Annotated in this window: 17 protein-coding genes; 4 read left to right on the top strand and 13 right to left on the bottom strand. The window is 72.4% G+C overall.

Features of this window, described 5'->3' with window-relative positions; all coding sequences use genetic code 11:
* Positions 1-131: 131 nt before the first annotated feature.
* Positions 132-2,675: an MFS transporter gene (locus ABD358_RS20090; RefSeq protein ID WP_486388652.1), complete on the bottom strand. Its 2,544-nt coding sequence runs from the start codon at positions 2,673-2,675 to the stop codon at positions 132-134.
* Between the two features lie 111 nt (positions 2,676-2,786).
* Positions 2,787-3,275, bottom strand: a complete 489-nt coding sequence (locus tag ABD358_RS20085; protein ID WP_344632466.1) for a MarR family winged helix-turn-helix transcriptional regulator — start codon at positions 3,273-3,275, stop codon at positions 2,787-2,789.
* Between the two features lie 459 nt (positions 3,276-3,734).
* Between ABD358_RS20085 and ABD358_RS20080 the strand changes: the two genes are divergently transcribed.
* Positions 3,735-4,619, top strand: coding sequence for a septum formation family protein (locus ABD358_RS20080; protein WP_344632465.1), 885 nt, complete (start codon positions 3,735-3,737; stop codon positions 4,617-4,619).
* Positions 4,620-5,594: 975 nt separating this feature from the next.
* Positions 5,595-7,898, top strand: coding sequence for a telomere-associated protein Tap (tap, locus tag ABD358_RS20075; RefSeq protein WP_344632464.1), 2,304 nt, complete (start codon positions 5,595-5,597; stop codon positions 7,896-7,898).
* A 107-nt stretch (positions 7,899-8,005) separates the two neighbouring features.
* Here tap and ABD358_RS20070 read toward each other — a convergent pair whose 3' ends face one another.
* The 3 genes from ABD358_RS20070 to ABD358_RS20060 all read right to left on the bottom strand — a co-directional run bounded on the left by ABD358_RS20070 (position 8,006) and on the right by ABD358_RS20060 (position 12,047).
* Complete coding sequence (locus ABD358_RS20070; protein ID WP_344632463.1) at positions 8,006-8,917, bottom strand: YceI family protein; 912 nt, start codon at positions 8,915-8,917, stop codon at positions 8,006-8,008.
* Between the two features lie 637 nt (positions 8,918-9,554).
* Complete coding sequence (locus tag ABD358_RS20065; protein WP_486388653.1) at positions 9,555-11,174, bottom strand: MDR family MFS transporter; 1,620 nt, start codon at positions 11,172-11,174, stop codon at positions 9,555-9,557.
* Positions 11,175-11,342: 168 nt separating this feature from the next.
* On the bottom strand, positions 11,343-12,047 hold the full coding sequence (locus ABD358_RS20060; RefSeq protein ID WP_344632461.1) for a TetR/AcrR family transcriptional regulator: 705 nt from the start codon (positions 12,045-12,047) through the stop codon (positions 11,343-11,345).
* 228 nt (positions 12,048-12,275) lie between these two features.
* Between ABD358_RS20060 and ABD358_RS20055 the strand changes: the two genes are divergently transcribed.
* A complete protein-coding gene (locus ABD358_RS20055; protein WP_344632460.1) occupies positions 12,276-13,286 on the top strand; it encodes an ATP-binding cassette domain-containing protein in 1,011 nt (336 codons plus the stop codon).
* Positions 13,283-14,092: an ABC transporter permease gene (locus tag ABD358_RS20050; protein ID WP_344632459.1), complete on the top strand. Its 810-nt coding sequence runs from the start codon at positions 13,283-13,285 to the stop codon at positions 14,090-14,092. The genes ABD358_RS20055 and ABD358_RS20050 overlap by 4 nt, the downstream gene beginning before the upstream one ends.
* A gap of 124 nt (positions 14,093-14,216) precedes the next feature.
* Here the strand turns inward: ABD358_RS20050 and ABD358_RS20045 are convergent, their stop codons facing one another.
* The 8 genes from ABD358_RS20045 to ABD358_RS20010 all read right to left on the bottom strand — a co-directional run bounded on the left by ABD358_RS20045 (position 14,217) and on the right by ABD358_RS20010 (position 22,290).
* Positions 14,217-14,582: a YybH family protein gene (locus tag ABD358_RS20045; protein WP_344632458.1), complete on the bottom strand. Its 366-nt coding sequence runs from the start codon at positions 14,580-14,582 to the stop codon at positions 14,217-14,219.
* 161 nt (positions 14,583-14,743) lie between these two features.
* On the bottom strand, positions 14,744-15,814 hold the full coding sequence (gene recA / locus ABD358_RS20040; RefSeq protein WP_344632457.1) for a recombinase RecA: 1,071 nt from the start codon (positions 15,812-15,814) through the stop codon (positions 14,744-14,746).
* A gap of 53 nt (positions 15,815-15,867) precedes the next feature.
* Positions 15,868-16,344, bottom strand: coding sequence for a single-stranded DNA-binding protein (locus tag ABD358_RS20035; protein WP_344632456.1), 477 nt, complete (start codon positions 16,342-16,344; stop codon positions 15,868-15,870).
* A gap of 246 nt (positions 16,345-16,590) precedes the next feature.
* Entirely contained in the window at positions 16,591-17,106 is a 516-nt protein-coding gene (locus ABD358_RS20030) for a hypothetical protein (protein WP_344632455.1), read from the bottom strand.
* The gene (locus tag ABD358_RS20025) at positions 17,103-18,023 is read right to left on the bottom strand and encodes an ATP-binding protein (RefSeq protein WP_344632454.1); all 921 of its coding nucleotides are present in this window, start codon (positions 18,021-18,023) and stop codon (positions 17,103-17,105) included. Before ABD358_RS20025 ends, ABD358_RS20030 begins: the two co-directional genes overlap by 4 nt.
* Positions 18,024-18,518: 495 nt before the next feature.
* Positions 18,519-19,805: a cellulase family glycosylhydrolase gene (locus ABD358_RS20020; RefSeq protein WP_344632534.1), complete on the bottom strand. Its 1,287-nt coding sequence runs from the start codon at positions 19,803-19,805 to the stop codon at positions 18,519-18,521.
* A 373-nt stretch (positions 19,806-20,178) separates the two neighbouring features.
* Entirely contained in the window at positions 20,179-21,624 is a 1,446-nt protein-coding gene (locus ABD358_RS20015; protein WP_344632453.1) for a glyceraldehyde-3-phosphate dehydrogenase, read from the bottom strand.
* A gap of 213 nt (positions 21,625-21,837) precedes the next feature.
* A complete protein-coding gene (locus ABD358_RS20010; RefSeq protein ID WP_344632452.1) occupies positions 21,838-22,290 on the bottom strand; it encodes an NUDIX domain-containing protein in 453 nt (150 codons plus the stop codon).
* Positions 22,291-22,589 lie beyond the last annotated feature (299 nt).

Raw genomic sequence — 22,589 nt, 5'->3', positions numbered from 1 at the left:
CACCGGGCAGAGGGCCCCCGGGGATCTCGCGAGGGGCCGTCCCCTGCCTCCCGCGATCTCCCCGGGGGCCTCGGTCCGGCCGCGGGGGAGCGCCTTCCGCTCACGGCGCCGCCCCGCGGACCGGAGTCCGGCTACTCGCCCGGATGGGCGAGCTCGATGTCGTGGTCCTCGACCCCGCGCCCGCTCACGCGGACCCCGGTGGCCACCGGGGGGTAGCCGGTGGCGATGACCGTGTACTCGCCGCTGTCGAGGTCGGTGAAGGCGTACGCCCCGTCGGCCCCGGTCGTCGTGGTGGCGACCACGTTGCCCGCGGCGTCCACGAGCGTGACCCGGGCGTCGTTCAGCGGTCCGCCCGCGGCCCGCACGGTGCCCTGCACCTGCGCGCCGGCGCGCAGCTCGACCTCGACCCGGGTCACCCCGGTGCCGCCGACCTCGACGGGGAGCGCCGCCGGACGGTGCTCGGCGGCGTTGACCGCGAGGGTCACCGGGCCGGGCACCAGCTCGGCGAAGGAGAAGACGCCCAGCTCGTCGGTCTGCCCCGTGGCCAGGACGTCACCGCGGACGTCGGTCACGACGACCATCGCGCCGGAGACCGGCTCGCCGCTGCCGGCGGCCCGCACCACACCGCTGAGCCCGCTCGTGCCGTTCAGCAGGATGTCGTACGTGAAGGGCTCGCCGTCGACGACGATCGTGGAGGCCTGCGGCTGGAAGCCGTCGGCCGAGGCGATCAGCACGTAGGAGCCGGCGCCGGGGGCGTCGAGGGCGTAGGCGCCGTCGCCCCGGGCGACCGAGCGGCCGAGCTGGCGTCCCGTGAGGGAGATCAGCGTCACCGCCGCCCGCGGCACGGGCGCGCTCTCGGCGCCGCGGACGTGGCCGCGCACCGGGATCCCGCCGGAGGACGCGCCCGCCCCTTCGCCCGCGGCCGCGACGGTGGCCGTCACGGCCGACCGCTGTGCGCCCTCGGTGCCCTCCTCGACGGCGGTGGGGGAGGCGGAGGCGCTCCGGCTCGGGACGAGCTCCTCCGGGAACCCGGTTCCCACCGCGGCCACCGCCTCCACGGTTTCGACGGCCGTGGCGGTCTCCGCGGTCGCGGCGGCCTCCTTCTCCTCCTCAGCCGGGGCCTTGGACGTGGCCGGGACGACGGCCGGCCGCTGCTCGGCGGCCTGCGCGAGGGCGCCCGACGTCCGCAGCGGGACCTCCTTGATGAACAGCGTCACCAGGAAGGCGAGGAAGGCGATCGGCGTGACGTACAGGAAGACGTCGGCGATTCCGTGCCCGTAGGCGCTCTCCAGCCAGGTGCGGACGGGCGGGGGCAGCAGGTCCATGTCGGGCAGCTCGCCGCTGCCCATGGCCCGGCCGGCCGCCGCCCGCTGCGCGGGGTCCAGGGAGGAGACGGTGTCCTCGGCGTAGTGGCTGATCCGGGACGACATCACGGACCCGAGGACCGAGACGCCCACCGCGCCGCCGAGCGACCGGAAGAAGGTCACCACGGAGCTGGCCGCGCCGAGGTCCTGCGGCTCCACCTGGTTCTGCGTGGACAGCACCAGGTTCTGCATCATCATGCCGATGCCCAGGCCCATGACGGCCATGAAGACGGCCAGGCGCCAGTACGGGGTGTCGTATCGCATGGTGCCGAGCAGACCCAGGCCCGCGGTCACCAGCACACCGCCGGCGACCAGCCACGCCTTCCACCTGCCGGTCCTGGTGATGACCAGGCCGGAGACGGTGGAGGAGACGAACAGACCGCCGATCATCGGGATCGTCATGACGCCGGACATCGTCGGCGACTGGCCCCGGGCGAGCTGGAAGTACTGGCTGAAGTACACGGTGCCGGCGAACATCGCGATGCCGACGAGCAGGGAGGCGAGCGACGCCAGGGTGATCGTGCGGTTGCGGAACAGCCGCAGCGGGATGATCGGCTCGCTCGCCCTCGTCTCGGTGAACAGGAAGACCAGGGCGAGGACGACCGAACCGCCGACCATGGCGCCGGTCTGCCAGGAGAGCCAGGCGTACTTGTCGTCGGCGAAGGTCACCCAGACCAGCAGCAGGCAGACGGCCGCGGTGATGAAGGACGCGCCCGCCCAGTCGACCTTCACCTTCCGCCTGGTCACCGGCAGGTGCAGCGTCTTCTGCAGGACGACGAGCGCGACGAGCGCGAACGGCACGCCCACGTAGAGGCACCAGCGCCAGCCGAGCCAGGAGGTGTCGGTGATGACGCCGCCGAGCAGGGGTCCGCCGACGGTGGCGACGGCGAAGGTCGCGCCCAGGTAGCCGGAGTACCGGCCCCGCTCACGCGGGGAGATCATGGCGGCCATGATGATCTGGGACAGCGCGGCCAGACCGCCCGCTCCCAGGCCCTGCACGGCGCGTGCGGCGATCAGCGTGCCCGGGTTCTGGGAGAGGCCGGCCACGACCGACCCCGCCATGTAGACGACCAGGGCCAGCTGGACCAGGGCCTTCTTGCTGAACAGGTCGGCGAGCTTGCCCCACAGCGGGGTCGAGGCCGTCATCGTCAGCAGCGACGAGGTCACGACCCAGGTGTAGGCGCTCTGCCCGCCGCCGAGGTCCGCGATGATCTCGGGCAGCGCGTTCGAGACGATGGTCGACGCGATGACGGAGGCGAACATGCCGAGCAGCAGCCCGGAGAGCGCCTCCATGATCTGCCGGTGCGACATCGGGGCATCGCTCCTGGAGCCTGCTCCGTGCCTGGCATGGCGGCTGCCCCGCACACCGGATGGTGTGGATGTGGCCATGGACTTCCTTCTCTTGCACGGGTGTACGGGTGGTCAGTGCCGCGGATCCCCGGCGTCCGGGGGCCGCGGCACGGTGCGGCAGTCGCCGAAGCCGTCGCGCAGCCGCGCGAGCATGGCGTTGAGCCGGTCGACCTCGTCGTCCGACCAGTCGGCCAGACATGCGGCGAGGGTCCGGACGTAGCACTCGGAGAGTTCGGCCAGCTTCCGCCTGCCGGCGGGGGTGAGCCGCAGGATCCGCGAGCGCTTGTCCGCGGGGTCGGGGGACCTCTCGATCCAGCCCCGCTCCGCCACGTGGGCGACGTGCCGGCTGGTGACCGACGTGTCGATGGCGAGCAGCTCGGCCAGCCGGCTCATCCGCATCTCGCCCTCGCGGCCGAGCGCGGCGAGCACGGCGGCGGAGCCTGCCGGGCAGTCCTGCGGGAGCGCGCGTCCCAGGCCGCGCTTCACGGCCCCTATGGAGCTGAGCTGCCGGGCCAGTTCCTCGAACCGGCGTCCGGCCTCCGCGCCTCCCGTTTGTTGCATGAAGCAACCATAAATTAGTTGGTTGCTGAAGACAAAATAAATCGGGCAAAGGTGCGTAAAGGATCGGCAAAGCGTTCCTTGTCTCGGCCGGGTGGCCGACCGCACCCCGTGGGCCGCCGGACGGAGGGGACGCCGCGGAGGTCCTTCAAGGCCGGTACCGCGCTCCGTGTCCTCCGGGAGCGGGCCCTCCCGCGCGCCCGTCCCGGCGGGGGAGTGGCGAAGGCCGCCGGGAGCCACGGCCGGCGGATCGGCCCCCGGAGGGCCGGCGCCGGGGCGCGCGCCGCCGTGCGCCGCCGAGGTCGCCTCCGGCGGGCGTACGAGACGCCGCCCGTCCGCCCGCCGGGCCGGCCGTCCGGCGGCCCCGACCCCGGGGGGCGACTCCTGAGTGACTCCTTGTCGCAGGTGGGCTATATGCTGCGCGCACCATTCATAAGATTTTTGTAAAAGGACGTGTGTCTCATGGCATCCCGCATCTCATCCCGTCCCCTGTGGGGCATATCCGCCGCTGTCGCCCTGCTCGCGGTCGGCGCGACGGGATGCGGGGAACTCATCGACGACGCCAAGGAGGGCGCGAAGAAGGTGGCCCGCCAGCGTTCGGTGTTCTCCCTCAAGCCGGGGGACTGCTACAACCCCAACGGCAAGGCGACCGAGGGCGAGGCGTTCGCCATCGAGGTCGTGCCGTGCGACGAGCCGCACCAGGGTCAGGTCGTCGGCGAGTTCAAGCTCGACAAGGGAGGGGAGTTCCCCGGCGAGGAGGCGATCTGGGCGATCGCCGACGAGCGGTGCCCGGTCGAGGCGGGCAAGTTCGCCCCGGACACCTGGGCGCTCCCCGAGGGCGTCGGCATCTTCTACTACACCCCGACCCAGGAGAGCTGGGCGACGGGCGACCGCGCCGTGAGCTGCACCTACACCAAGGAGTCGGGCACGTTCACCGGCTCGCTGAAGGCTGACGCGAAGTCCCTCACGCCGGAGCAGAAGACGTACCTGGACGGCTCGAACGCCGTTTACAACGCCCTGTGGGGGAAGCAGCCCGAGGCCGAGCACGTCGAGGACGACCTGGACGGCTTCAAGGCGCAGGCCAAGGCCGTCGCGACCGCCCTCGACGCGCACCTGAAGGGCCTGCGGGACATCGAGGGAGCGGAGACGGGCAAGCTCCGCGCCCAGTTGGAGAAGGCCGCCGAGCACTGGAAGAAGGCCGCGGACGCCGGCGACGCCGACGCGTTCTACACCGCCTACGACCCCGCCTTCACCGGCCTCGACCCGAACGAGACGGTCCCCGCCCGCAAGGAACTCGGTCTGGCCACCACCGTCCCGGCCGACGAAGCCGAGGTCTGGGCGGGCTGACCCCCGGACCGGGCGGGGCCGTGTCCACCGGGACCGGCCCCGCCCCGCGGGCCCCTCCTCCCCGCCGGCAGGGCCGCCCCGAGGAACCCGACGAAGCCGACAGGGCCGCCCCGAGGAAGAGGGGAAGAGGAGGGCCCACTGCCCGTACGCACCGGCCCACCGCGGTCGCCCGTCCGGTGCCCGCCCGTCCGGTGCCGTACTGCCCGGCGGCGCTCGGTGGCCCGGGGGCGGAGCGCCGCCTGCCGGCCCCGGGCCGGACTCCACGGAGGCCGCGCGCAGGAGGGGAAGGCCCGGAAGGGCGAGCAACCCGGCCGGTGCGCACGGACCGGGCGGCACGGCCCCAGGCGGCGAGGCGGTGGCCGCCGGCCACCGCCCGGCACGTCCGGCGGCGCGAGGCGCTGCCGGAGCGGCCCGGTGCCCGTCTTGCCCGGCCCTTCCCCGGTACCGCTCCGACGCTGCCGAGGGCCCGCAGCCGGCCCTCGCCCACCGGGCCGGGATCCGCTCGGCCGTGGCGTCCGGGTTTTCCTCCGCCACCGCACGGTCCCTCACCGCCCCGGCGTACGCGGCTCTCACCGATCCCTGTGTGCCGGACCCGCTGCGCGAGAACGCGCCTCTGGCTGCCGCGGTCCTCCGGGAATGCCGGTCCGGGAATACCGGCCAGGGCCCTGCGGCGCCGCACCACCGGGTACGGAACCGCCCGGCGCAAGGCGCCGCGGGCCCGGCCATGGCAACGGGGCCCGCGGCGCCTTGCGCCGGGCGGTGCCTCGCCGTCGTGGGAGCGCGGGAACCGCCGCCCGGCTCCGGCCCGTGCCGGGGCGCGGTTCGACCTGCCGCCTCGCCACTGTTCACCCGCCGACGGTTCGGGGGATGCGCGGTTTCCGCCCCGCCCGACCCCGAGAGGGTAAATGGAACAGTAATCAAGAGGATAATTTCATGGATAAATCCGGGATACGATGAGAACCGGGGAGGTGAGCGATGCCCACACAGGAAGAGCTGTTCGCGGCCGTGGACGCGCTGCTGCGGGGCGAGCCGGAGATGCCGCCGCCTGAGGAGCGCGCCCGGCTGCGCGAGGCGGCCGGCGTCACCCAGGCCAGGCTCGCGCAGACCCTGCAGACGACGACGCAGACGGTGAAGAACTGGGAGGCCGGCCGGTCCGAGCCGCGCCCGCCGCGCCGCCAGGCGTATCTGCGGCTGCTGGAGGGATGGGCGGAGAAGTACCCCGCCCCCGGCCGGGAGCGGCAGCCGGACGGCTCCGGCCCCGCGGGGAACGGGACGGACGAGGCGGACGAGACGGCCGAGGTGCCGTCCGTCGGCGGGACCGCCGAGCCGGCCGCCGCGCCGCCGGACCCCCCGGCCCCCGGCGACACGACCGGACCCGCTCCCGCCTCCCGGAGGCCCCCGGAGGAGGACACCGGCCGGACGCGCCCGGCGCGCACACCCGGGACGGCCTCCGCGTCGCACCGCCCGGCGAGGGAAAACCCCCCTCCGAAGGGGAAGAGTTCCTCGGCGGCCTCCCCGAGGATGGCCGCCCCCGCCGAGGTGTCCGCCGATCCCCGGTTCTCCCACGGGCCGCTGGCCGTCGTCGACGGGGACGGCAGTGCGTACTGCGTCGGCGGGCTGGTGCTGCACTGCCCCGCCACCACGGTCCCGGAGCTGGTGGAGTGGACCCTGGCGGAGGCGAGGCTGGGCGCACCCCGGCTCCACCCCTCGGGGAAGGACGCCGACCCCCTGGTCGTGCTCACCGCGTCGGCCGCGCGGCGGCTCGGGCTGCCCGAGCGGCTGGAGGACCGGCGGGGGCTGCGGCTCCCGGACAACCACCCGGTGGTCAAGGCGATCACGAAGGCGAAGTGGCAGCTCACCAGGCGCGGCTTCGGTCCGTGGGCCCGCGTCTACCGCCCCGCCGCGGGGGGCCGCCGGCAGTGCGTGCAACTGGCGGTCCTGCCGTGGGACGCCCTGGACTCCCGGGCCTGGGGCGCCACCGACCGGATGCACCCGGCAGAGATCGCCCGCGTCCTCGGCGCCTACGCGGAGCGGGTGATCACCCCGCGCGGCTCGGCGGCCGTGTGCGGGCTGGAACTGATGACCGCGCTGCGTCCGCCGACCCGCGCGGTGCGGGACGAGTCCACGGGCGGATGGACCTCCGGGCCGGTGCCCGGCTCGCTGACCGCCCCGGTCGATCCCGCCCCGCCCGAGGCGCCGGACGAGCACCCCGTCGTCGCCGCCCTCCACCCCCGCGGCCATCAGCGCACCCCCGACCAGGTGCTGGACGAGGAGGCGTACGAGTGGATCCGGGATCCGCGGCTGCTCACCGACGCCGAGTGCGCGAGGAGGTACGCGGTGGGCATCGACGTGAACACCGCGTTCCTCGCCGCCGCCAACCGCCTGCCCGTCGGCCTGGGGGCGCCCGTCCACGTCGAGCGGCCCGTGTTCGACAGGAAGACGCCCGGGGCGTGGCTGGTGGACCTGTCCGGCATCGAGCTGGACCCGCGCCTGCCGTCGCCGTTCACCCCGCACGGCGCCCGGCCCGAGGGACCGGCCTGGTACGCCACCCCGACCGTCGCCTACGCGGCCGAGCTCGTCGACACCTACCGGCTCCCGGTGAGCATCCGGCCGATCGAGGCGTGGCTCCGCCCCGAGTCCGGCCCGTACCTCGACCCCTGGTACAGGCGTCTGGCCGAGGCGTACAAGGCGACGATGGCGGACCTCGGAGTGGTGAGCGGCATGGACGAGGCCGAGTTCCTGGCGGCGATGGAGCACCACAAGCAGGCCGACCCGGGCATGGCCGCGGTGCTGTCGGCGATCAAGTCGACGGTCAAGGGCGGCATCGGCAAGCTCCGCGAACGCCCCCAGGGCGCCCACTACAAGCCTGGGGAGCCGTGGCCGGCGCTGGAGCGTCCCACCTGGCGCCCGGACATCCGCGCCGCCGTCGTCTCCGCCGCCCGGGTCAACATGCACCGCAAGATCCTCAAGACCGCGCTGGCCGCCCAGCACGCCCCGGACCCGGTCGGCCACCTGATGCTCGCGGAGGACGCGCTGCTCCCGGTGGCGGTGCTGTCGGACTGCGCCGTCTACTTCTCCGACGGCCCCGGCCCGCTCGACGTCCTGCCCCGCACCGGGGACGGCAGGCCGGCACCAGGCGCCTTCCGTCTCGGCGTCAGCCCGGGAATGGTCAAGCACGAAGGCACCCAGGAGATGCTGTGGGCGCTGGAACTGCTGGACGAGGGCCACAATCCGGCCCGGCACATCAAGGGCGCCGACGCCGCCCTCGACGGGGAGTAGGGGCACGCCCGGCGGGCGTGCCCGGGAAGGCCCCGGCCGCCGGTGCGGCCGGGGCCGACGCTTCCCGGCCCCCGGGCCGGGGACCTCCCCGGAGGCGCGGAGGCGTCCTACTGCGGGGGCGTGGGGGTGTCGGGGCTCTGGAACATCGCCTGTACGTCGAGCTCCAGCTTGACCGTGGGACCGACGACGGCGATGCCGCGTGCCAGCATGCTGCGCCAGTTGAGGGTGTAGTCCTCCCGGTGCAGCTCGGTCCTGGCCAGGGCGGCGCAGCGCAGTTCGGTCCCGTAACCGCCGTTGATGGCACCGAGGTAGTCGGTGTCGAGGGACACGGACCGGGTGATTCCATGCATGGTCAGCGACCCGTGGATCGTCCACTGCGCTCCGGTGCGGTGCGCGAAGCGGGTGCTGGCGAAGTGGATGTAGGGGTAGTTGGCGACGTCGAGGAAGTCGGCGGAACGCAGGTGGTTGTCGCGGGTGTTGTTGCCCGTGTTGATGCTGGCGGCGTCGATGGTCACCTCGACGCGCGAGTCCTCCATGCGGTCCGCCACGTTGATGACGCCGTCGAACCGTTCGAAGCGGCCGTGGACGTTCGCCATGCCCACGTGCCGGGCTATGAAGCGGATCGCGGTGTGCGGAGGGTCGAACAGCCAGGTGCCCGGGGCGGGAAGCTGCACGTGCGGCGACGGCTGGAGCTGCACGCGCCCGATCGAGACGTGCTCCCCGGCGACGACGTCCACCGTGTGGTGGGCCGGGAGCAGGCTGTTCACGACCATCCGGACGGTGTACCGGTCGGGGGGCAGGGCGGCGGAGAACAGGCCGTACGGATCGGTCATGGCCTTCATCACCTGCTCACCGGTTCTGGCGGACAGCACGGTGATCTCCGCGTTTCCCAGCGGCAGTCCGACGGGATCCGCGACCTCACAGCTGATCAGACCGGCTCCCGGGGGGAGCGAGGTGGGGGGCCTCACCCCGGAGTCGCGGTTCTTGGAGCGGATGCGCTTGAGCAGCGCAAAACCCATGGTGCTCAGCCTTTCATATGTTGCTTTCGTGCCGACCCGGGCCGACGGACACCGGGGTCGTGGGAGTCCCGTCGCAACAGATGCCGGTGTGACGCCCCTGGTGGTGGGGGGAGGGCGCGCTGGGGCGGGTTCCCGCGATCACCCTAAAGGATCAAGCGGCAGGGCCCCGAAGCCCGTACCGGTCACGGCACTGGGAGAGGATCCCAAGGTCCCGTATGCGGTCACAAACCCGGACACCCGCGTGCCGCCCCTCCACAGCCGCCGACTGAGGGGGTGACACCCGGGCGAGACGCCCCCGGCCGGCGCTGTCCCGGCCGCCGGCACCGGCGTGGTGCCGACCCGGCGAGCCGCCGCGCCGGTTCGGTGGTGGAGCCGGACACGTCGGCATCCGGCCAGGGCCAACGGGGCCGGCGGGTGAGGGTTTTGACCCGGCGGAGGACGAGGGCGGTCTCCGTCGTCCGGGCGGGCCGGTGCCCTCGCACCGCGGAAATCCGACACCGGGGCCCGCGCCGCCCCCGATTTCCCTCCCGCGCCCCCGCGTCCGGACGGACCGTGGCCCCGGCCGACCGGTACGGACACGGCGAGGCGGGCGCCTCCCGCTCCAGCGGGAGGCGCCCGCCTCATGTGACGCGCCGGATCAGCCGACCCGGGCGGCCGGGTCCTTGCCGGTCTCCGGGGCAGGGCCGGAGGGAGTGTCCGAGGGGGTGTCCGGGGCCGGGACGGCGGCGCCGGCCTCCTCGGCGAGCCGCTCCATGCCGCTGGTGGTCTTCAGCGGCTTCTCCTTGATGAACACGACGGCGACCAGGGCGAGCAGCGCGAAGGGCGTCGCGATGAGGAACAGGTCCGCGGTGGCGACCCCGTAGGCGTTCTCCACGATCTCCCGCATCGGAGCCGGCAGGGCGGTCATGTCGGGGACGCTGCCCTCTCCGCCGCCGGGGGCCTCGTCCGCGCCGGCGGGGACGCCCGCCTTCCGCAGGCCCTCGGTCATCTCGGACGTGACCCGGTTGGCCAGGATCGCGCCGAGCACGCTGGTGCCGATCGTGCCGCCCATGCTGCGGAAGAAGGACAGGACGGAGGTCGCGGCGCCCAGTTCGGCGGCGGGGACGTCGTTCTGCGCGGCCAGCACCAGATTCTGCATCAGCAGGCCGACACCGATGCCGAGCACCGCCATGTAGACGCTGAGCAGGCCGAAGCCCGTGCCGGCGTCGATGGTGGAGAGCAGTCCGAGCCCGGCGGTCATGACGACCCCGCCCACCACCAGGTACACCTTCCACTTGCCGGTGGCGCTGATGACCTGCCCGGCGACCGTGGACGAGACCAGCAGGCCCAGGATCATCGGCAGGCTCATCAGGCCGGCGATCGTCGGGGACTTGCCCAGGGAGATCTGGAAGTACTGGGAGAGGAAGACGGTGCCGCCGAACATGGCCACACCGACCAGCAGGCTGGCGACGGTGGTCAGCGTCACGGTGCGGTTGCGGAAGATGTCCAGCGGGATGACCGGTTCGGGGGCCCGCGACTCGACGTAGACCGCGGCGATCAGCAGTGCCACGCCACCGGCGACCAGGGCGGCGGTCTGCCAGGAGGCCCAGTCGAACTCGTTCCCGGCCAGCGAGACCCAGATGAGCAGCGCGCAGACGCCCGCGACGATCAGGAAGGCGCCCAGGTAGTCGATCTTCGCCTCGCGGCGGACGGTGGGCAGCTTCAGGGTGCGCTGCAGCAGCACGATCGCCAGCAGCGCGAACGGCACGCCGATGAAGAAGCACCAGCGCCAGCCGAGCCAGGAGGTGTCCACCAGGACACCGCCGATCAGCGGTCCGGCCACGGTGCCGACGGCGAAGACGGCGCCGAAGATGCCCGCGTACTTGCCCAGTCTGCGGGGCGGGATGACGGCGGCCATCACGACCTGCGCCAGGGCGGTCAGACCGCCCGCGCCGATGCCCTGGATCACCCGGCTGAAGATCAGCAGTTCGACGCCCTGGGAGAACCCGGCCAGCAGCGAGCCGACCACGAACATGCCCAGGGAGAGCTGGAGCAGCAGCTTCTTGTTGTAGAGGTCGGACAGCTTGCCCCACAGCGGCACGGTCGCCGTCATGGCCAGCAGTTCGGAGGTGACGACCCAGGTGTAGGAGGACTGGCTGGCCCCCAGGTCGGTGATGATCCGGGGCAGCGCGTTGGCCACCACGGTGCCTGCCAGGATGGCGACGAACATGCCGGCCATCAGTCCGGACATGGCCTGGAGGATCTGCCGGTTGGTCATGGCGGTCGGTGGCGCCTGCTCGGGCGCCTGTGATGTGGTCACAACATCCTTCTCGGGTTCTTCAGAGCTCGGTGGGTGGTGTGGTGGTACGCGCCGGTGCGGGGGTGCGGCGCGTACGGGGAGGCGTGGGGGGTGTGGGGCGCTCCGGGCCGGGCGGGGACGAGGGGGTCAGCGCCGTCCGGTCTCTTCGGGGGGCACCGACAGTCCGGCGGCGAGGTGCGCGAACACCTGCCGGAAGACGGCGGTGAAGGCGAGCCGGTCCTGCCGGGCGCACCAGTACTCGACGGCGACCCGGACGGCGGCGCCGCCGACGGCGGCCAGCAGGCGCGGGTACAGGTCCGGCACCGCCCTCGGCTGCCCGTCCCCGGACGCGGAGCGCGCCGGGGACGGGCAGCCGCAGCGGGAGCGCGGGCCGGCGCCGATGCGCTCGGCGAGCGCTTCGGCCAGGTCGAGTTCGTCGGCCAGGTGGGCGGCGAGGCTGCGGGTGAGCAGATGCGGGGATCTGTGCAGCACCCCGGCGTGGAGGTCCCACACCTCGTGCCGCTGCTCGATCTCCGCCAGCTCCGCCGCCATGGCGTCGCGCAGCGCCTCCAGTGGGGAGGCGTCGGCCGGAGCTTCGAGCACACCGCGCCGGACCCGCGCGCCCGACTCCGCGTCGATCATGACGAAGGCGTCGTCGCGGGAGTCGAAGTAGTTGAAGAACGTCCGAGGGGAGACGCCGGCCGCCTCGCTGATGGCTTCGACGGTGACGTTCTCCGCTCCGTGCTCGGCGGCGAGCCGTACCGCCGCCTCGGCGAGGGCGGCGCGGGTGGCCTGCTTCTTGCGTTCCCGCAGTCCACTCTCCGCGGCCTTCTTCTCCAACACATCTTGCATGGTATGCAAATATGCACACCCTGCAAAATTGTTTTCGGCCGTTCACCTGTTCGCCCGTCCGACGGTCGCGTCCCGCTTCCCGGGCGGCGGAGGGGGTCACGGCCCGGAGCCGGACGGGCGGGCCGGACGGAATGTCAGTGGCGTGCGTCACAGTTGTTCGGAGAGCGGGCGCCGGCCGGAAAACCGGGCGACCGCCGAGCGCGACCTCGACGCGAGGGGGCAAGTCCCATGACGTACGCGTACGCGATCCAGGCGGAGGGCCTGGCCAAACGGTTCAAGGAGACCCGGGCGCTGGACGGGGTGGACCTGGCCGCCCGCACCGGGACGGTGCTGGGCCTGCTCGGGCCCAACGGGGCGGGCAAGACCACCGCCGTGCGGATCTTCGCCACACTGCTCCGGCCGGACGCCGGGCGGGCCGAAGTCGCCGGTCACGACGTGGTCCGCGAGGCCGGAGTCGTACGCTCGCTCATCGGCCTGACGGGCCAGTACGCGGCGGTCGACGAGAACCTGACCGGCACGGAGAACCTGCTGCTGATCGGACGGCTCCTGGGAATACCCAGGCGCGAGGCGAAGGCGCGGGCGGCCGAACTGCTGTCGCGGTTCGGACTGGCGGACGCGGCGGGACGCGCGGCGAAGACGTTCTCGGGCGGCATGCGGCGCAGGCTGGACCTGGCGGCGAGCCTGGTGGGCAGGCCCCGCATCCTCTTCCTCGACGAGCCGACGACCGGGCTCGACCCGCGCAGCCGGGGCGAGCTGTGGGACATGCTGCGCGGCTTGGTGGCCGAGGGCGTCACCGCGCTGCTGACCACGCAGTACCTGAACGAGGCGGATGTGCTCGCCGACCGGATCGTGGTGATCGACAAGGGACGGGTCATCGCCGAGGGCACGCCCGACGCACTGAAATCGCAGGTGGGCGGACAGGTGCTTCAACTGCGACCGGTGCGGGAGCGCGACCTGGCGGCCGCGCACACCCTGGTGGCGCAGACCGCCGGACCGCAGACCCGGATCGAGGGCGAGGTGATCACGGCACCGGTCAACGGCCCCGAACTGATGCCCGCCGTCGTCCGCCGCCTGGACGGATCCGGCATCCCGGTCGGTGAGCTGACACTGCGCCGCTCCTCACTGGACGAGGTCTTCCTGGCCCTGACAGGACACCGCACCGGGCCGGACGGAGAGCGGCCCGGAGCGGACGCCGGAGCCGACGGCGGCGAGACCGAGAAGGCGGTGAGCACACCATGACGACCACGACGGCAGACGCCCCCCTCACCACGAGCGGCCGGGTCCGCCCGGCGGCCGGACTGCGGCAGACCGCCACCATGGCGTGGCGAAGCCTCGTCGCGATCAAGCACAATCCGCTGGAACTCGTCGACTACAGCATCACGCCGATCATGTTCGTGTTCCTCTTCACGTACGTGCTCGGCGGCCAGATGGCGGGATCGCCCGGTGCCTATCTGGAGTACGCGCTGCCGGGGATCATCGTCCAGAACACCCTGTTCATGACCACCTACACGGCGATGGCGCTCAACACCGACCTCACCAAGGGCGTCTTCGACCGGCTGCGCAGCCTGCCGATAGCCCGTTCCGCCCCGCTGATCGGCCGGATCGCCGCCGACCTGACCAAACACCTGTGGGCGATGCTCCTGATGCTCGCCCTCGGCCTGGCCCTGGGCTTCCGCATCACCGGGGGCCTCGGCGGCCTCCTCGCGGCCGCACTGCTGCTCATCGCGTTCGCGGCGGCGGTGTCCTGGTGCGCGGTGCTGATCGGCATGCTCGCGGGCGACGCGGAGAAGGTCCAGGCGTTCGGGTTCACCCTCATCTTCCCGATCACCTTCACCAGCAGTGCCTTCGTCCGCGTCGACACCATGCCCGGCTGGCTCCAGGCATGGGTGGACGTCAACCCGGTCACCCACCTGTCGGACGCGTTCCGCGGTCTGCTGCTGGGCGGGGAGGTGGGCCGGCCGCTGCTGTGGTCGCTGCTCTGGGCGGCGGGGATAGCGGCGGCCTTCTACCCGCCGGCGATGCGGGCGTACCGGGCCAGGGCATGAGGCGCCGGAGGCTCCGGCCGCGGCCGGGAGCGGGCAGGTCCCGCTCCCGGCCGCCGGGAGCTGCGGCGTCCGACGACGGTCGGACGTGCGGTGGGGTCCGGTCGGGCCGCCGGCCGCGCGGGGTTCAGCGGGAAGGCGGGACGAACTCGGGCTGGTCGAGCAGGCGCAGCCAGCTCCCGTCGGGCTGGCGGCGGACCACCTGCGCGCGGGCCCCGGCCCCGTCCCTCGGCGGGGTCGAGGTGAGGGCGATGTCACCGCTGATCAGCGTGGGCAGCGGCTCCTCCGGTTCGAAGCGGGGACGGTGGGCCAGCACCTTCTCCCACAGCGCGCGGATCGCTTCCCGGCCCACGGTCCGCTCACCGGGCGGGTAGGCCATCACCGCGTTCTCCTCGTAGAGCGCGGCGACCCCGGCCGCGTCCCCGGCGTTGGACCGCTCGACGAACAGGCGGGTGATGTCCTCGGGCCGCATGGCCTTCTCGTACTCGGGCATGGCTTCCTCCTCGTCTCAAGCCCTTCACGCCCCAGCCTGGCCGCCCGCTGTTCAGAAGTCCAAGAGATGGATCTTCTGGCTCTCAGAAGCAGGAGTTATGGAGCCGGAGCGCTCGGAGCCACACGCGGGAAGCCGGCCGCCATCGACCACCCGCGAACGCCTCACCGCCGGAACCTGCTGGAGAGGGCCCGGACGGCGTCCGCGCCGGGCTCCGCCGGCCGCGTTTCCGGTCGTACCTCGATGCCCAGCTTCTCCTTGATCTTCTTCTCGATCTCGTCGGCGAGGCCGGGGTTGTCGCGGAGGAAGTCGCGGGCGTTCTCCTTGCCCTGGCCGAGCTGGTCGCCCTCGTAGGTGTACCAGGCGCCGGACTTGCGGATGAGACCGTGCTGGACGCCCATGTCGATCAGCCCGCCCTCGCGGCTGATGCCCACGCCGTAGAGGATGTCGAACTCGGCCTGCTTGAACGGCGGGGCGATCTTGTTCTTGGCGACCTTGACGCGGGTGCGGTTGCCGACCGCCTCGGTGCCGTCCTTGAGGGTCTCGATGCGGCGGATGTCCAGCCGCACCGAGGCGTAGAACTTCAGCGCCCGGCCACCGGTGGTGGTCTCCGGAGGGCCGTAGCCGAACACGGCTCCGATCTTCTCGCGGAGCTGGTTGATGAAGATGGTCGTGGTCTTGGACTGGCTGAGCGCACCGGTGATCTTCCGCAGCGCCTGACTCATCAGCCGGGCCTGGAGACCGACGTGGGAGTCGCCCATCTCACCCTCGATCTCCGCCCGCGGCACCAGGGCGGCCACCGAGTCGATCACGATCAGGTCCAGCGCGCCGGAGCGGATCAGCATGTCGGTGATCTCCAGCGCCTGCTCGCCGTTGTCCGGCTGCGACAGGATCAGGGAGTCCACGTCCACGCCCAGCTTCTTGGCGTACTCCGGGTCCAGCGCGTGCTCGGCGTCCACGAACGCCACCGTGCCGCCCATCTTCTGGGCGTTGGCCACCGCGTGGAGGGTCAGGGTCGTCTTGCCCGAGGACTCCGGCCCGTAGACCTCCACCACCCGGCCGCGCGGGAGGCCGCCGACGCCCAGCGCCACATCGAGGGCGATGGAGCCGGTCGGGATCACCTCGATGGGGGTCCGCACGTCGTCACCGAGACGCATGGCGGAACCCTTGCCGAACCGCTTCTCGATCTGTGCGAGCGCGGCGTCGAGCGCCTTCTCGCGGTCCTGTTCCTTCACGGGAGTCCACCTCGGTGGGTTGGGGTGCGCCGTCGCGGCCGGCGGCCCGTCGGTCAGAAGGGAAGCTCGCCCTCCGCGTGGGCGTGCCGTTCGCCGTCGCCCCGGGCGAACGGGTCGTCGGCGGGCGGACGGGCGCCGGAGCGGTCGCCGACGAGGGCGCTCGTGCGCGAGGCCCTGGTGACCTTCGCGGTGGCGAACCGCAGCGAGGGGCCGATCTCGTCGACCTCGCACTCGACCACGGTGCGCTTCTCGCCCTCACGGGTCTCGTACGTCCGCTGGCGCAGCCGCCCCTGGACGATGACGCGGGTGCCGCGTACCAGGGATTCGGCGACGTGCTCCGCCTCCTGACGCCAGGTCGAGCAGCGCAGGAACAGCGTGTCGGCGTCCTTCCAGGTGTTGCTCTGCCGGTCGAAGGCACGGGGCGTGGAGGCGACGGTGAAGTGCGTGACCGCGTCGCCGGACGGGGTGATGCGGATTTCCGGGTCGTCGGTCAGGTTGCCGACGACGGTGATGACGGTCTCACCGATCATGGTGGTCCCCTGGGAAGGCCGACCGGTCCGGGAGGACCGGGTGTGGCTGGTGGTGTGTCGTTCGCGGTTCGGGAAGGAGGGCCGCCCGGCTCTCCGGGGCGCTGCTCCCCGGGGCTCTCCGGGGCTCTCCGGGGCTCTCCGGTCACCGGCCGGAAGCCGGGGCCGTCGGGCCCACCGTGCTCGGCGTCCATCGGTCGGGCCCGGTGGGGCTCGCCGCGGGGAGCCGTGCGGGAGGGGCGGCGGCCGTCACGTCCGGCCGCCGTCGAGGGCGAGCAGCCGGGGCAGGTCGATCTCGCCGGTGCGCCAGGCCTGGGCGACCTGTTCGGTTCCGCCGGGCACCGGCCGGAGGCTGAACGAACGGGGCGCGGGCGCCGGAACCGAGGCCAGTCCCGGGATCACCTCGCCGGTGTCCGGGTCGGTGACCGGCTCCGGCCAGGCCGCGAGCCGGGCGATGAACTGCTTTCGCCAGCTGGCGCGCACCCGGACGAGCGTCTCCACCTCACCCGGGTGGTTCTCGGAGACCCAGACGGTGAAGGCGTGCTCGTCGGCGACCACGACCGCCGGCTTGGGGTCGATGAGCGTGATGGTGGCGATCGGGGTGCCGTCCGGCAGGGTCACCCGGATCGACTTGAGGGCGAACTCGGCGCGGGCCGCGCGCAGTCCGTCGAGGACCTCGCGGCGGGTGGCCTGGTACTGGGCCTCCACCGCGTCCCGCAGCACCCTGAGCACGGCGACCCTGGTGGCCTGCTCCTTGAGGTTCATGCGACCGCGTCCTCCCGCTCGACCTCCTTGGCGGCCCCCTTCCTCGCCGCGGTGCCGCGGCGCACGATGAGTTCGCCCAGGGTGGTCGCCCCTCCGGCGGGATCCAGGACGGCGGCGGCGAGCAGGTTGTGCCGGCGCGCCTCCTCGTAGAGGTCGCGGAGGTCCTCGTAGGTGATGTCCGGAGCGGTGGCGGCCGTGAAGTAGTCGGACGCGCTCCGGGTGGGCTTGCCGGCGTTGAGCCAGTCCAGGACGGAACCGGCGAACTCCACGCCCGGTTTGCGGATCACGAGCCCGGACAGCGACTTCGCCCGGGACTTGGAGATCACCAGGGTGTTCTCGTGGTCGAGGTCGCCGACGATGTCGAACTCGTACTCGATGCCCTCCCGCTGCTCGGGCTTGAGGCCGACCTTGCGGGGCACCTTGCGTCCGCGTTCGTCGGTCTCCACGACGTACTCGGTCTTGGTGCGCATGGTGATGACGAGGTGGCCGGGGTAGGCGAGCAGGGCGTCGATCATGGCCCGCTCCATGGGGCGGGCCTCCTTCCAGGCGGCGAAGCTGCTGCCCGCCCCGAAGCGCTTCGCGGCGTTGTCGACCTGTTCGAGCATGCCGCCCGCACCGGACCAGAAGTGCGAGAGCGAGTCGACGATCATGACGTCGTAGCCGTCGTGCGCGGCCACGGCGAGCACGTCGATGAGCGCGGTGGGCTCGAAGGACGTGAGCTGGAGGGTGTCGAAGGCGAACTCGTCGGCGTACTTGGAAGCGCTGCCGTGTTCGGTGTCGACGAGGGCGACCCGCTCGCCGAGCGCGGTGCCCGTGACGAGCGCGGTGTAGGTCTTCCCCGAGCCGGTGGGCCCGGTGAGCGCGATGCGGGCCTTGGCCTGTTCCTTGGTGGCGGGGGCGAAGGTGAAGGTGTTCACGCCATTCTCCTCTGGCGCATCCGACGGCGGTTCGGGGTGGGCTCGGGGGCGGCGGGACGCGGTCCTCGCCCGGCGAGACGTGCACCCACTGGGCCGAAGTCTCAGTTCGAACCTCAGTTCGAATACTGTCCGGAACATCACGCTAGGCACGGATGAGGAGAAAAATCAACCCTTAACGGGAGAAAAAACCGGTTGCTCCGTCGCCCGCACGGAGGCCCGGAGGGGGCCCGCTTTCGCCGCGGCGGGCCGATGGCGGGCCGTGTTCCGCGGGCCGGGCGCCGGCGTCCGGCTGCGGGATCCGGCTGCGGGATCCGGCGACCGCCGGGGCGCCGGACCCCGGCCCGGATCGTCCGCCGACGGCCCGGCCGCCCCCGCCGGACCGTCCGGCCCGGCTGTCCGCGGTGACCGTGTGCGCGCACGAGGGGGACCGGGCGGCCGCTCACCGGCGGGCCGGCCGCGGGTGCGGGAGCGTCCCGCCGGTGAGGGCCGTCCGGCTCAGGCGAGGGAGCAGGCGCTGCCGCTGAGCGTGAAGGAGGCCGGGGCGGTGTTCGAGCCGCCCCGGCCGGCGAGGAAGCCGAGGGTGACGGAGCCGCCCGCCGGAATGCTCTTCGTGTAGGACGCCGGGGTCACGCGCACCGATGCCCCGTCCTGCGCGGGCGTGCCGCCCCACATGTTCCTGATGACCTGGCCGTCGGCGAGGGCGAAGGCGAGGGTCCAGTCGTCGATGGCGGAGGCGCCGGTGTTGCGGATGACGATCTCGCCCTGGAAGCCGCTTCCCCAGTCCCCCACGACCTTGTAGCCGACGGAGCAGGTGCCCGGCGTGCCGCCGGTGCCGCCGCCGAAGACGGTGGCCTCGCGGGCGGTCCGCGCGATGCCGTCGGGGCCGTGGAAGATGCGCTCGCCCCAGGAGCTGAGACGGCTGGGGTCGAAGTCGATCGCCAGGTCGAGGACCGGGTCGGTGTTGCCGCTCCAGGACCATGCCAGGTAGCCGAGGTCGAGCCGCTCGGCGGCGGCCATCATGGCGTCCTCGTCGGGGTCGCCCCACTGGTCGGCGGGTCCGCCGAACTCGCCGATGACGATGGGCAGCCGGGCGTCGACGAAGGCGTCGAGGTAGTCGTCGACCTTCTCGGCGGTGTTGTAGACGCTGTACATGTGGATCGAGAAGATCAGGTTGCCGGTGGGGTCGGCCTCGTAGACCGTCCGCGCGTCGGCGCGCATGACGCCCTGCCAGTCCTGGCCCCAGTTGGGGGCGTCGATCATGATGGTGTGCCGGAACCCGGCGTCGCGCAGCTTCCGCACGGCCTCGACGGTGGGCTGGGTCCAGCCCGCGGGGTCGGTGTTCCCCCAGGGCTCGTTGCCGATGTTGACGATGACGTAGTCCTCTTCACCGGCGAGCACGTCCCGCAGGCCGATCCAGTAGTCGGCCGCCTGGTCCAGCGAGGAGGCCGCCGGCTCCTCGCCGTAGCCGGTGGTGTCGTGCACCTCCAGGACGCAGATCAGCCGGTTCTCCTTGCACTGGTCGATGACGCCGGCCACGTCCTCCGGGCCGTTCTCGGTCCAGCGGTGGCCGTTGGAGAGGACGACCCGGACGGTGTTGGCGCCCAGTTCCTTGATGTCGGCGAGCGACTGCGTCTCATCCGGGTACCAGGTGTGGGCGTGGTTGACGCCGCGCATGACGAAGTCGTTGCCGTTGGCTTCGAGCAGCCGGCCGTTGCTGATGTGGAGGCCGGTGGCCTGCGCCCCGCCCTCCTCGGCATGGGCGGCCGGGCTCGGGCCGCCCATGCCGAGGAGGGCGGCCAGCCCGGCTAACAGGGCGGTCGGGATTTTCCTTCTTCTCACTGCGACTCCGGAAACGAGCGGAAACCGACGTGGGTTTCTGATGGATTTTGGGAGCGCTCCCATGCTTCTGGCTTTGTCCTTGCCACGTCAAGACAGCGCGCGCCGGGGATCGCTCCGGCCGTTCCGGCGTCCCGTGCGGAGCCGCCGGCGGGACACGGACGCCCGGGCGGGGCGTCGGCCATCGCGGCGGGGCGGCCCCGGAGGCGCCCACGGGGTCCGCCCCTTCTGCGGGCACATACGCCACAGGGACCTGACGAGCACCCCTGGAGTCAGGTCCCTGTGGTGTCTTCCGCCGGCCGGTGGCGGCCCGCCGGCGTCAGGCGGCCGGGGCCGGGTAGGTCGGGTACTCCACCCCGGAGACGTACTGGACGACGCGGATGACCTGGCAGGAGTAGCCGAACTCGTTGTCGTACCACAGGTAGAGGATCGCGTTGTCGCCCTCGACCTTGGTGGCGCCGGCGTCGACGATCGAGGCGTGGCGCGAGCCGATGAAGTCGCTCGAAACCGCGTCGGGGGCGCTGATGAAGTCGATCTGGCGCTTGAGCGGCGAGGTCAGCGACACGTTGCGGAGGTAGTCGAGGACCTCCTCGCGGGTGGTCTCGCGGGCGAGCTGCAGGTTGAGGATCGCGATCGAGACGTCCGGCACCGGGACGCGGATCGAGCTGCCGGTGATCTTCGCGTCGAGGTCGGGCAGTGCCTTGGCGACGGCGGACGCGGCACCGGTCTCGGTGATGACCATGTTGAGCGGCGCGGAACGCCCGCGACGGTCGGCCTTGTGGTAGTTGTCCAGCAGGTTCTGGTCGTTGGTGAACGAGTGGACGGTTTCCACGTGGCCGCGCAGGACGCCGTACTCGTCCGCCATCGCCTTCAGCGGCGGGACGATGGCGTTGGTGGTGCAGGAGGCGCAGGACAGGATCCGCTCGTCCGGCTTGATCGTCTCGTGGTTGACGCCGTGGACGATGTTGGGGACGTCGCCCTTGCCCGGAGCGGTCAGGACGACCTTGTCGATGCCGGGGCGGAGGTGCTTCGACAGGCCCTCGCGGTCGCGCCACTTGCCGGTGTTGTCGATGAGGATGGCGTTCTTGATCCCGTACGCCGTGTAGTCCACCGTCGTCGGATCGTCGGAGTAGATCACCCTGATCTCGTTGCCGTTGGCGACGATCGTGCTGTTCGCCTCGTCGACGGTGATCGTGCCCTGGAACTGGCCGTGGATGGAGTCGCGGCGCAGCAGCGAGGCACGCTTGACGAGGTCCTGGCCGGCGGCCCTGCGGACGACGATGGCGCGCAGCCGCAGGCCGTTGCCGGAGCCGGTCTTCTCGATGAGCAGGCGGGCGAGGAGGCGGCCGATGCGGCCGAACCCGTAGAGGACGACGTCGCGCGGTTCGCGGCGCTCGATCTTGTTCGCGCCGGTGGCGCCGGCGACGGCCTCGGCGGTGAACTCCTCCACCGTCAGCCCGCGGTCGTCGGCCTTGTACGTCGCGGCGAGCATGCCGATGTCGATCTGGGACGGGCCCAGGTCGAGCGTGGTGAGCGCCTGCAGGAACGGCATCGTCTCGGTGACCGAGAGTTCCTCGCCGGCGATCTGCCGGGCGAAGCGGTGGGTCTTGAGGATGCTGACGACCGACTTGTTCACCAGGGAGCGGCTGTGGAGCAGGACTGTGACGTCCCGCTCCCGGTGCAGCTTCCCGATGATCGGGATCATCGACTCCGCGATCTCCTCGCGGTTCTTCCAACTGGTGAACGAGTCCACGGTGGTAGTCACAGGTTCATCTTTCGAGCTAGGCGGTGCTCATATGTTAACCACCCGTCCGTTCGGTCATCGAAGGGGTGTCCTCTGAGCGGGGCACCGTGTCCGGACCCGCGGCCGCGGCGGGGAGTGGAACGCCGGACCGCCCGCGGCGCGCCGGCCGCCCGGCGTCGGGGACCGGGGCGTCGGGGACCGGAGCGGTGGAGGCCGGAGCGACGGGGCGGGTGATCAGTCCGGCCGGCGTTCGATCAGGAGACGGTGGGACTCCTGCAGCCCCTCGGGCAGGTCGTCCGGGCGGAACCACCTCGCCTCCAGGATCTCGAAGGGATCGATCCGGAGAGTGCCGCCGACGAGCCGGGCCTCGTAGGCCACCTCGACCCGCAGCCGGTACCCGCTCCTGAGGCGGACGAGTTCACCGACGCGGACGTCGAGCCCGGTCTCCTCGCGCACCTCGCGGACGACCGTCTCCTCGAAGGGCTCCCCCTTGTCGGCGTACCCCGTCGGGAGGCCCCACGGGCGGTCCTTCCGCCACAGGCGGTGCCTGAGGAGGAGGACGTTGCCGTCCGCGTCGCGCACGACGCCGGTGACGCCGACCATGAACTTCGCATGCGCAAGCCACTGGATGCGCCACTGCAGCGGTCCCCGGAGGAGATGCCAGAGCCGGGCGACGAGCTTCTTCACGCCGTTCCTTCGGTAGAGGGCTCCGTCACACCCACCGGATTTCCCGGTGCGGTGACCGACGGCACCGTGAGCCGTCGCCGTCCATGGTCGGCGACGGCCGCGGCGGAACCGGCCACCGGCAGCGGCACCCCGGCCCGGACACGGCCGCCCGTACGCGCCGTGAGCCGACCCCGCGCACCCGGCGGGGACCTTCGGGGGACCGGGACGGAAGGCGCGCGGCGCGGGACGGGCGCACCGCGCGCCGGGGACCGTCATCCCACGGCGGGGCCGGTCGGTCGACGGCCGGGGACCGCCGTGTT

It is taken from the genome of Streptomyces glaucosporus, assembly GCF_039533345.1.
GTDB lineage: Bacteria > Actinomycetota > Actinomycetes > Streptomycetales > Streptomycetaceae > Streptomyces > Streptomyces glaucosporus.
This window is presented reverse-complemented; position numbering and strand designations above follow the sequence as displayed.

Coding starts and splice junctions, on each gene's coding strand:
- ABD358_RS20020 (WP_344632534.1), bottom strand. CDS start 19,805: ATGGGCGGCCCGAGCCCGGCCGCCCATGCCGAGGAGGGCGGGGCGCAG.
- ABD358_RS20070 (WP_344632463.1), bottom strand. CDS start 8,917: ATGGGTTTTGCGCTGCTCAAGCGCATCCGCTCCAAGAACCGCGACTCC.
- tap (WP_344632464.1), top strand. CDS start 5,595: ATGCCCACACAGGAAGAGCTGTTCGCGGCCGTGGACGCGCTGCTGCGG.
- ABD358_RS20045 (WP_344632458.1), bottom strand. CDS start 14,582: ATGCCCGAGTACGAGAAGGCCATGCGGCCCGAGGACATCACCCGCCTG.
- ABD358_RS20085 (WP_344632466.1), bottom strand. CDS start 3,275: ATGCAACAAACGGGAGGCGCGGAGGCCGGACGCCGGTTCGAGGAACTG.
- ABD358_RS20050 (WP_344632459.1), top strand. CDS start 13,283: ATGACGACCACGACGGCAGACGCCCCCCTCACCACGAGCGGCCGGGTC.
- ABD358_RS20035 (WP_344632456.1), bottom strand. CDS start 16,344: ATGATCGGTGAGACCGTCATCACCGTCGTCGGCAACCTGACCGACGAC.
- ABD358_RS20060 (WP_344632461.1), bottom strand. CDS start 12,047: ATGCAAGATGTGTTGGAGAAGAAGGCCGCGGAGAGTGGACTGCGGGAA.
- ABD358_RS20090 (WP_486388652.1), bottom strand. CDS start 2,675: ATGTCGCACCGGCAGATCATGGAGGCGCTCTCCGGGCTGCTGCTCGGC.
- ABD358_RS20080 (WP_344632465.1), top strand. CDS start 3,735: ATGGCATCCCGCATCTCATCCCGTCCCCTGTGGGGCATATCCGCCGCT.
- ABD358_RS20055 (WP_344632460.1), top strand. CDS start 12,276: ATGACGTACGCGTACGCGATCCAGGCGGAGGGCCTGGCCAAACGGTTC.
- ABD358_RS20065 (WP_486388653.1), bottom strand. CDS start 11,174: ATGACCAACCGGCAGATCCTCCAGGCCATGTCCGGACTGATGGCCGGC.
- ABD358_RS20030 (WP_344632455.1), bottom strand. CDS start 17,106: ATGAACCTCAAGGAGCAGGCCACCAGGGTCGCCGTGCTCAGGGTGCTG.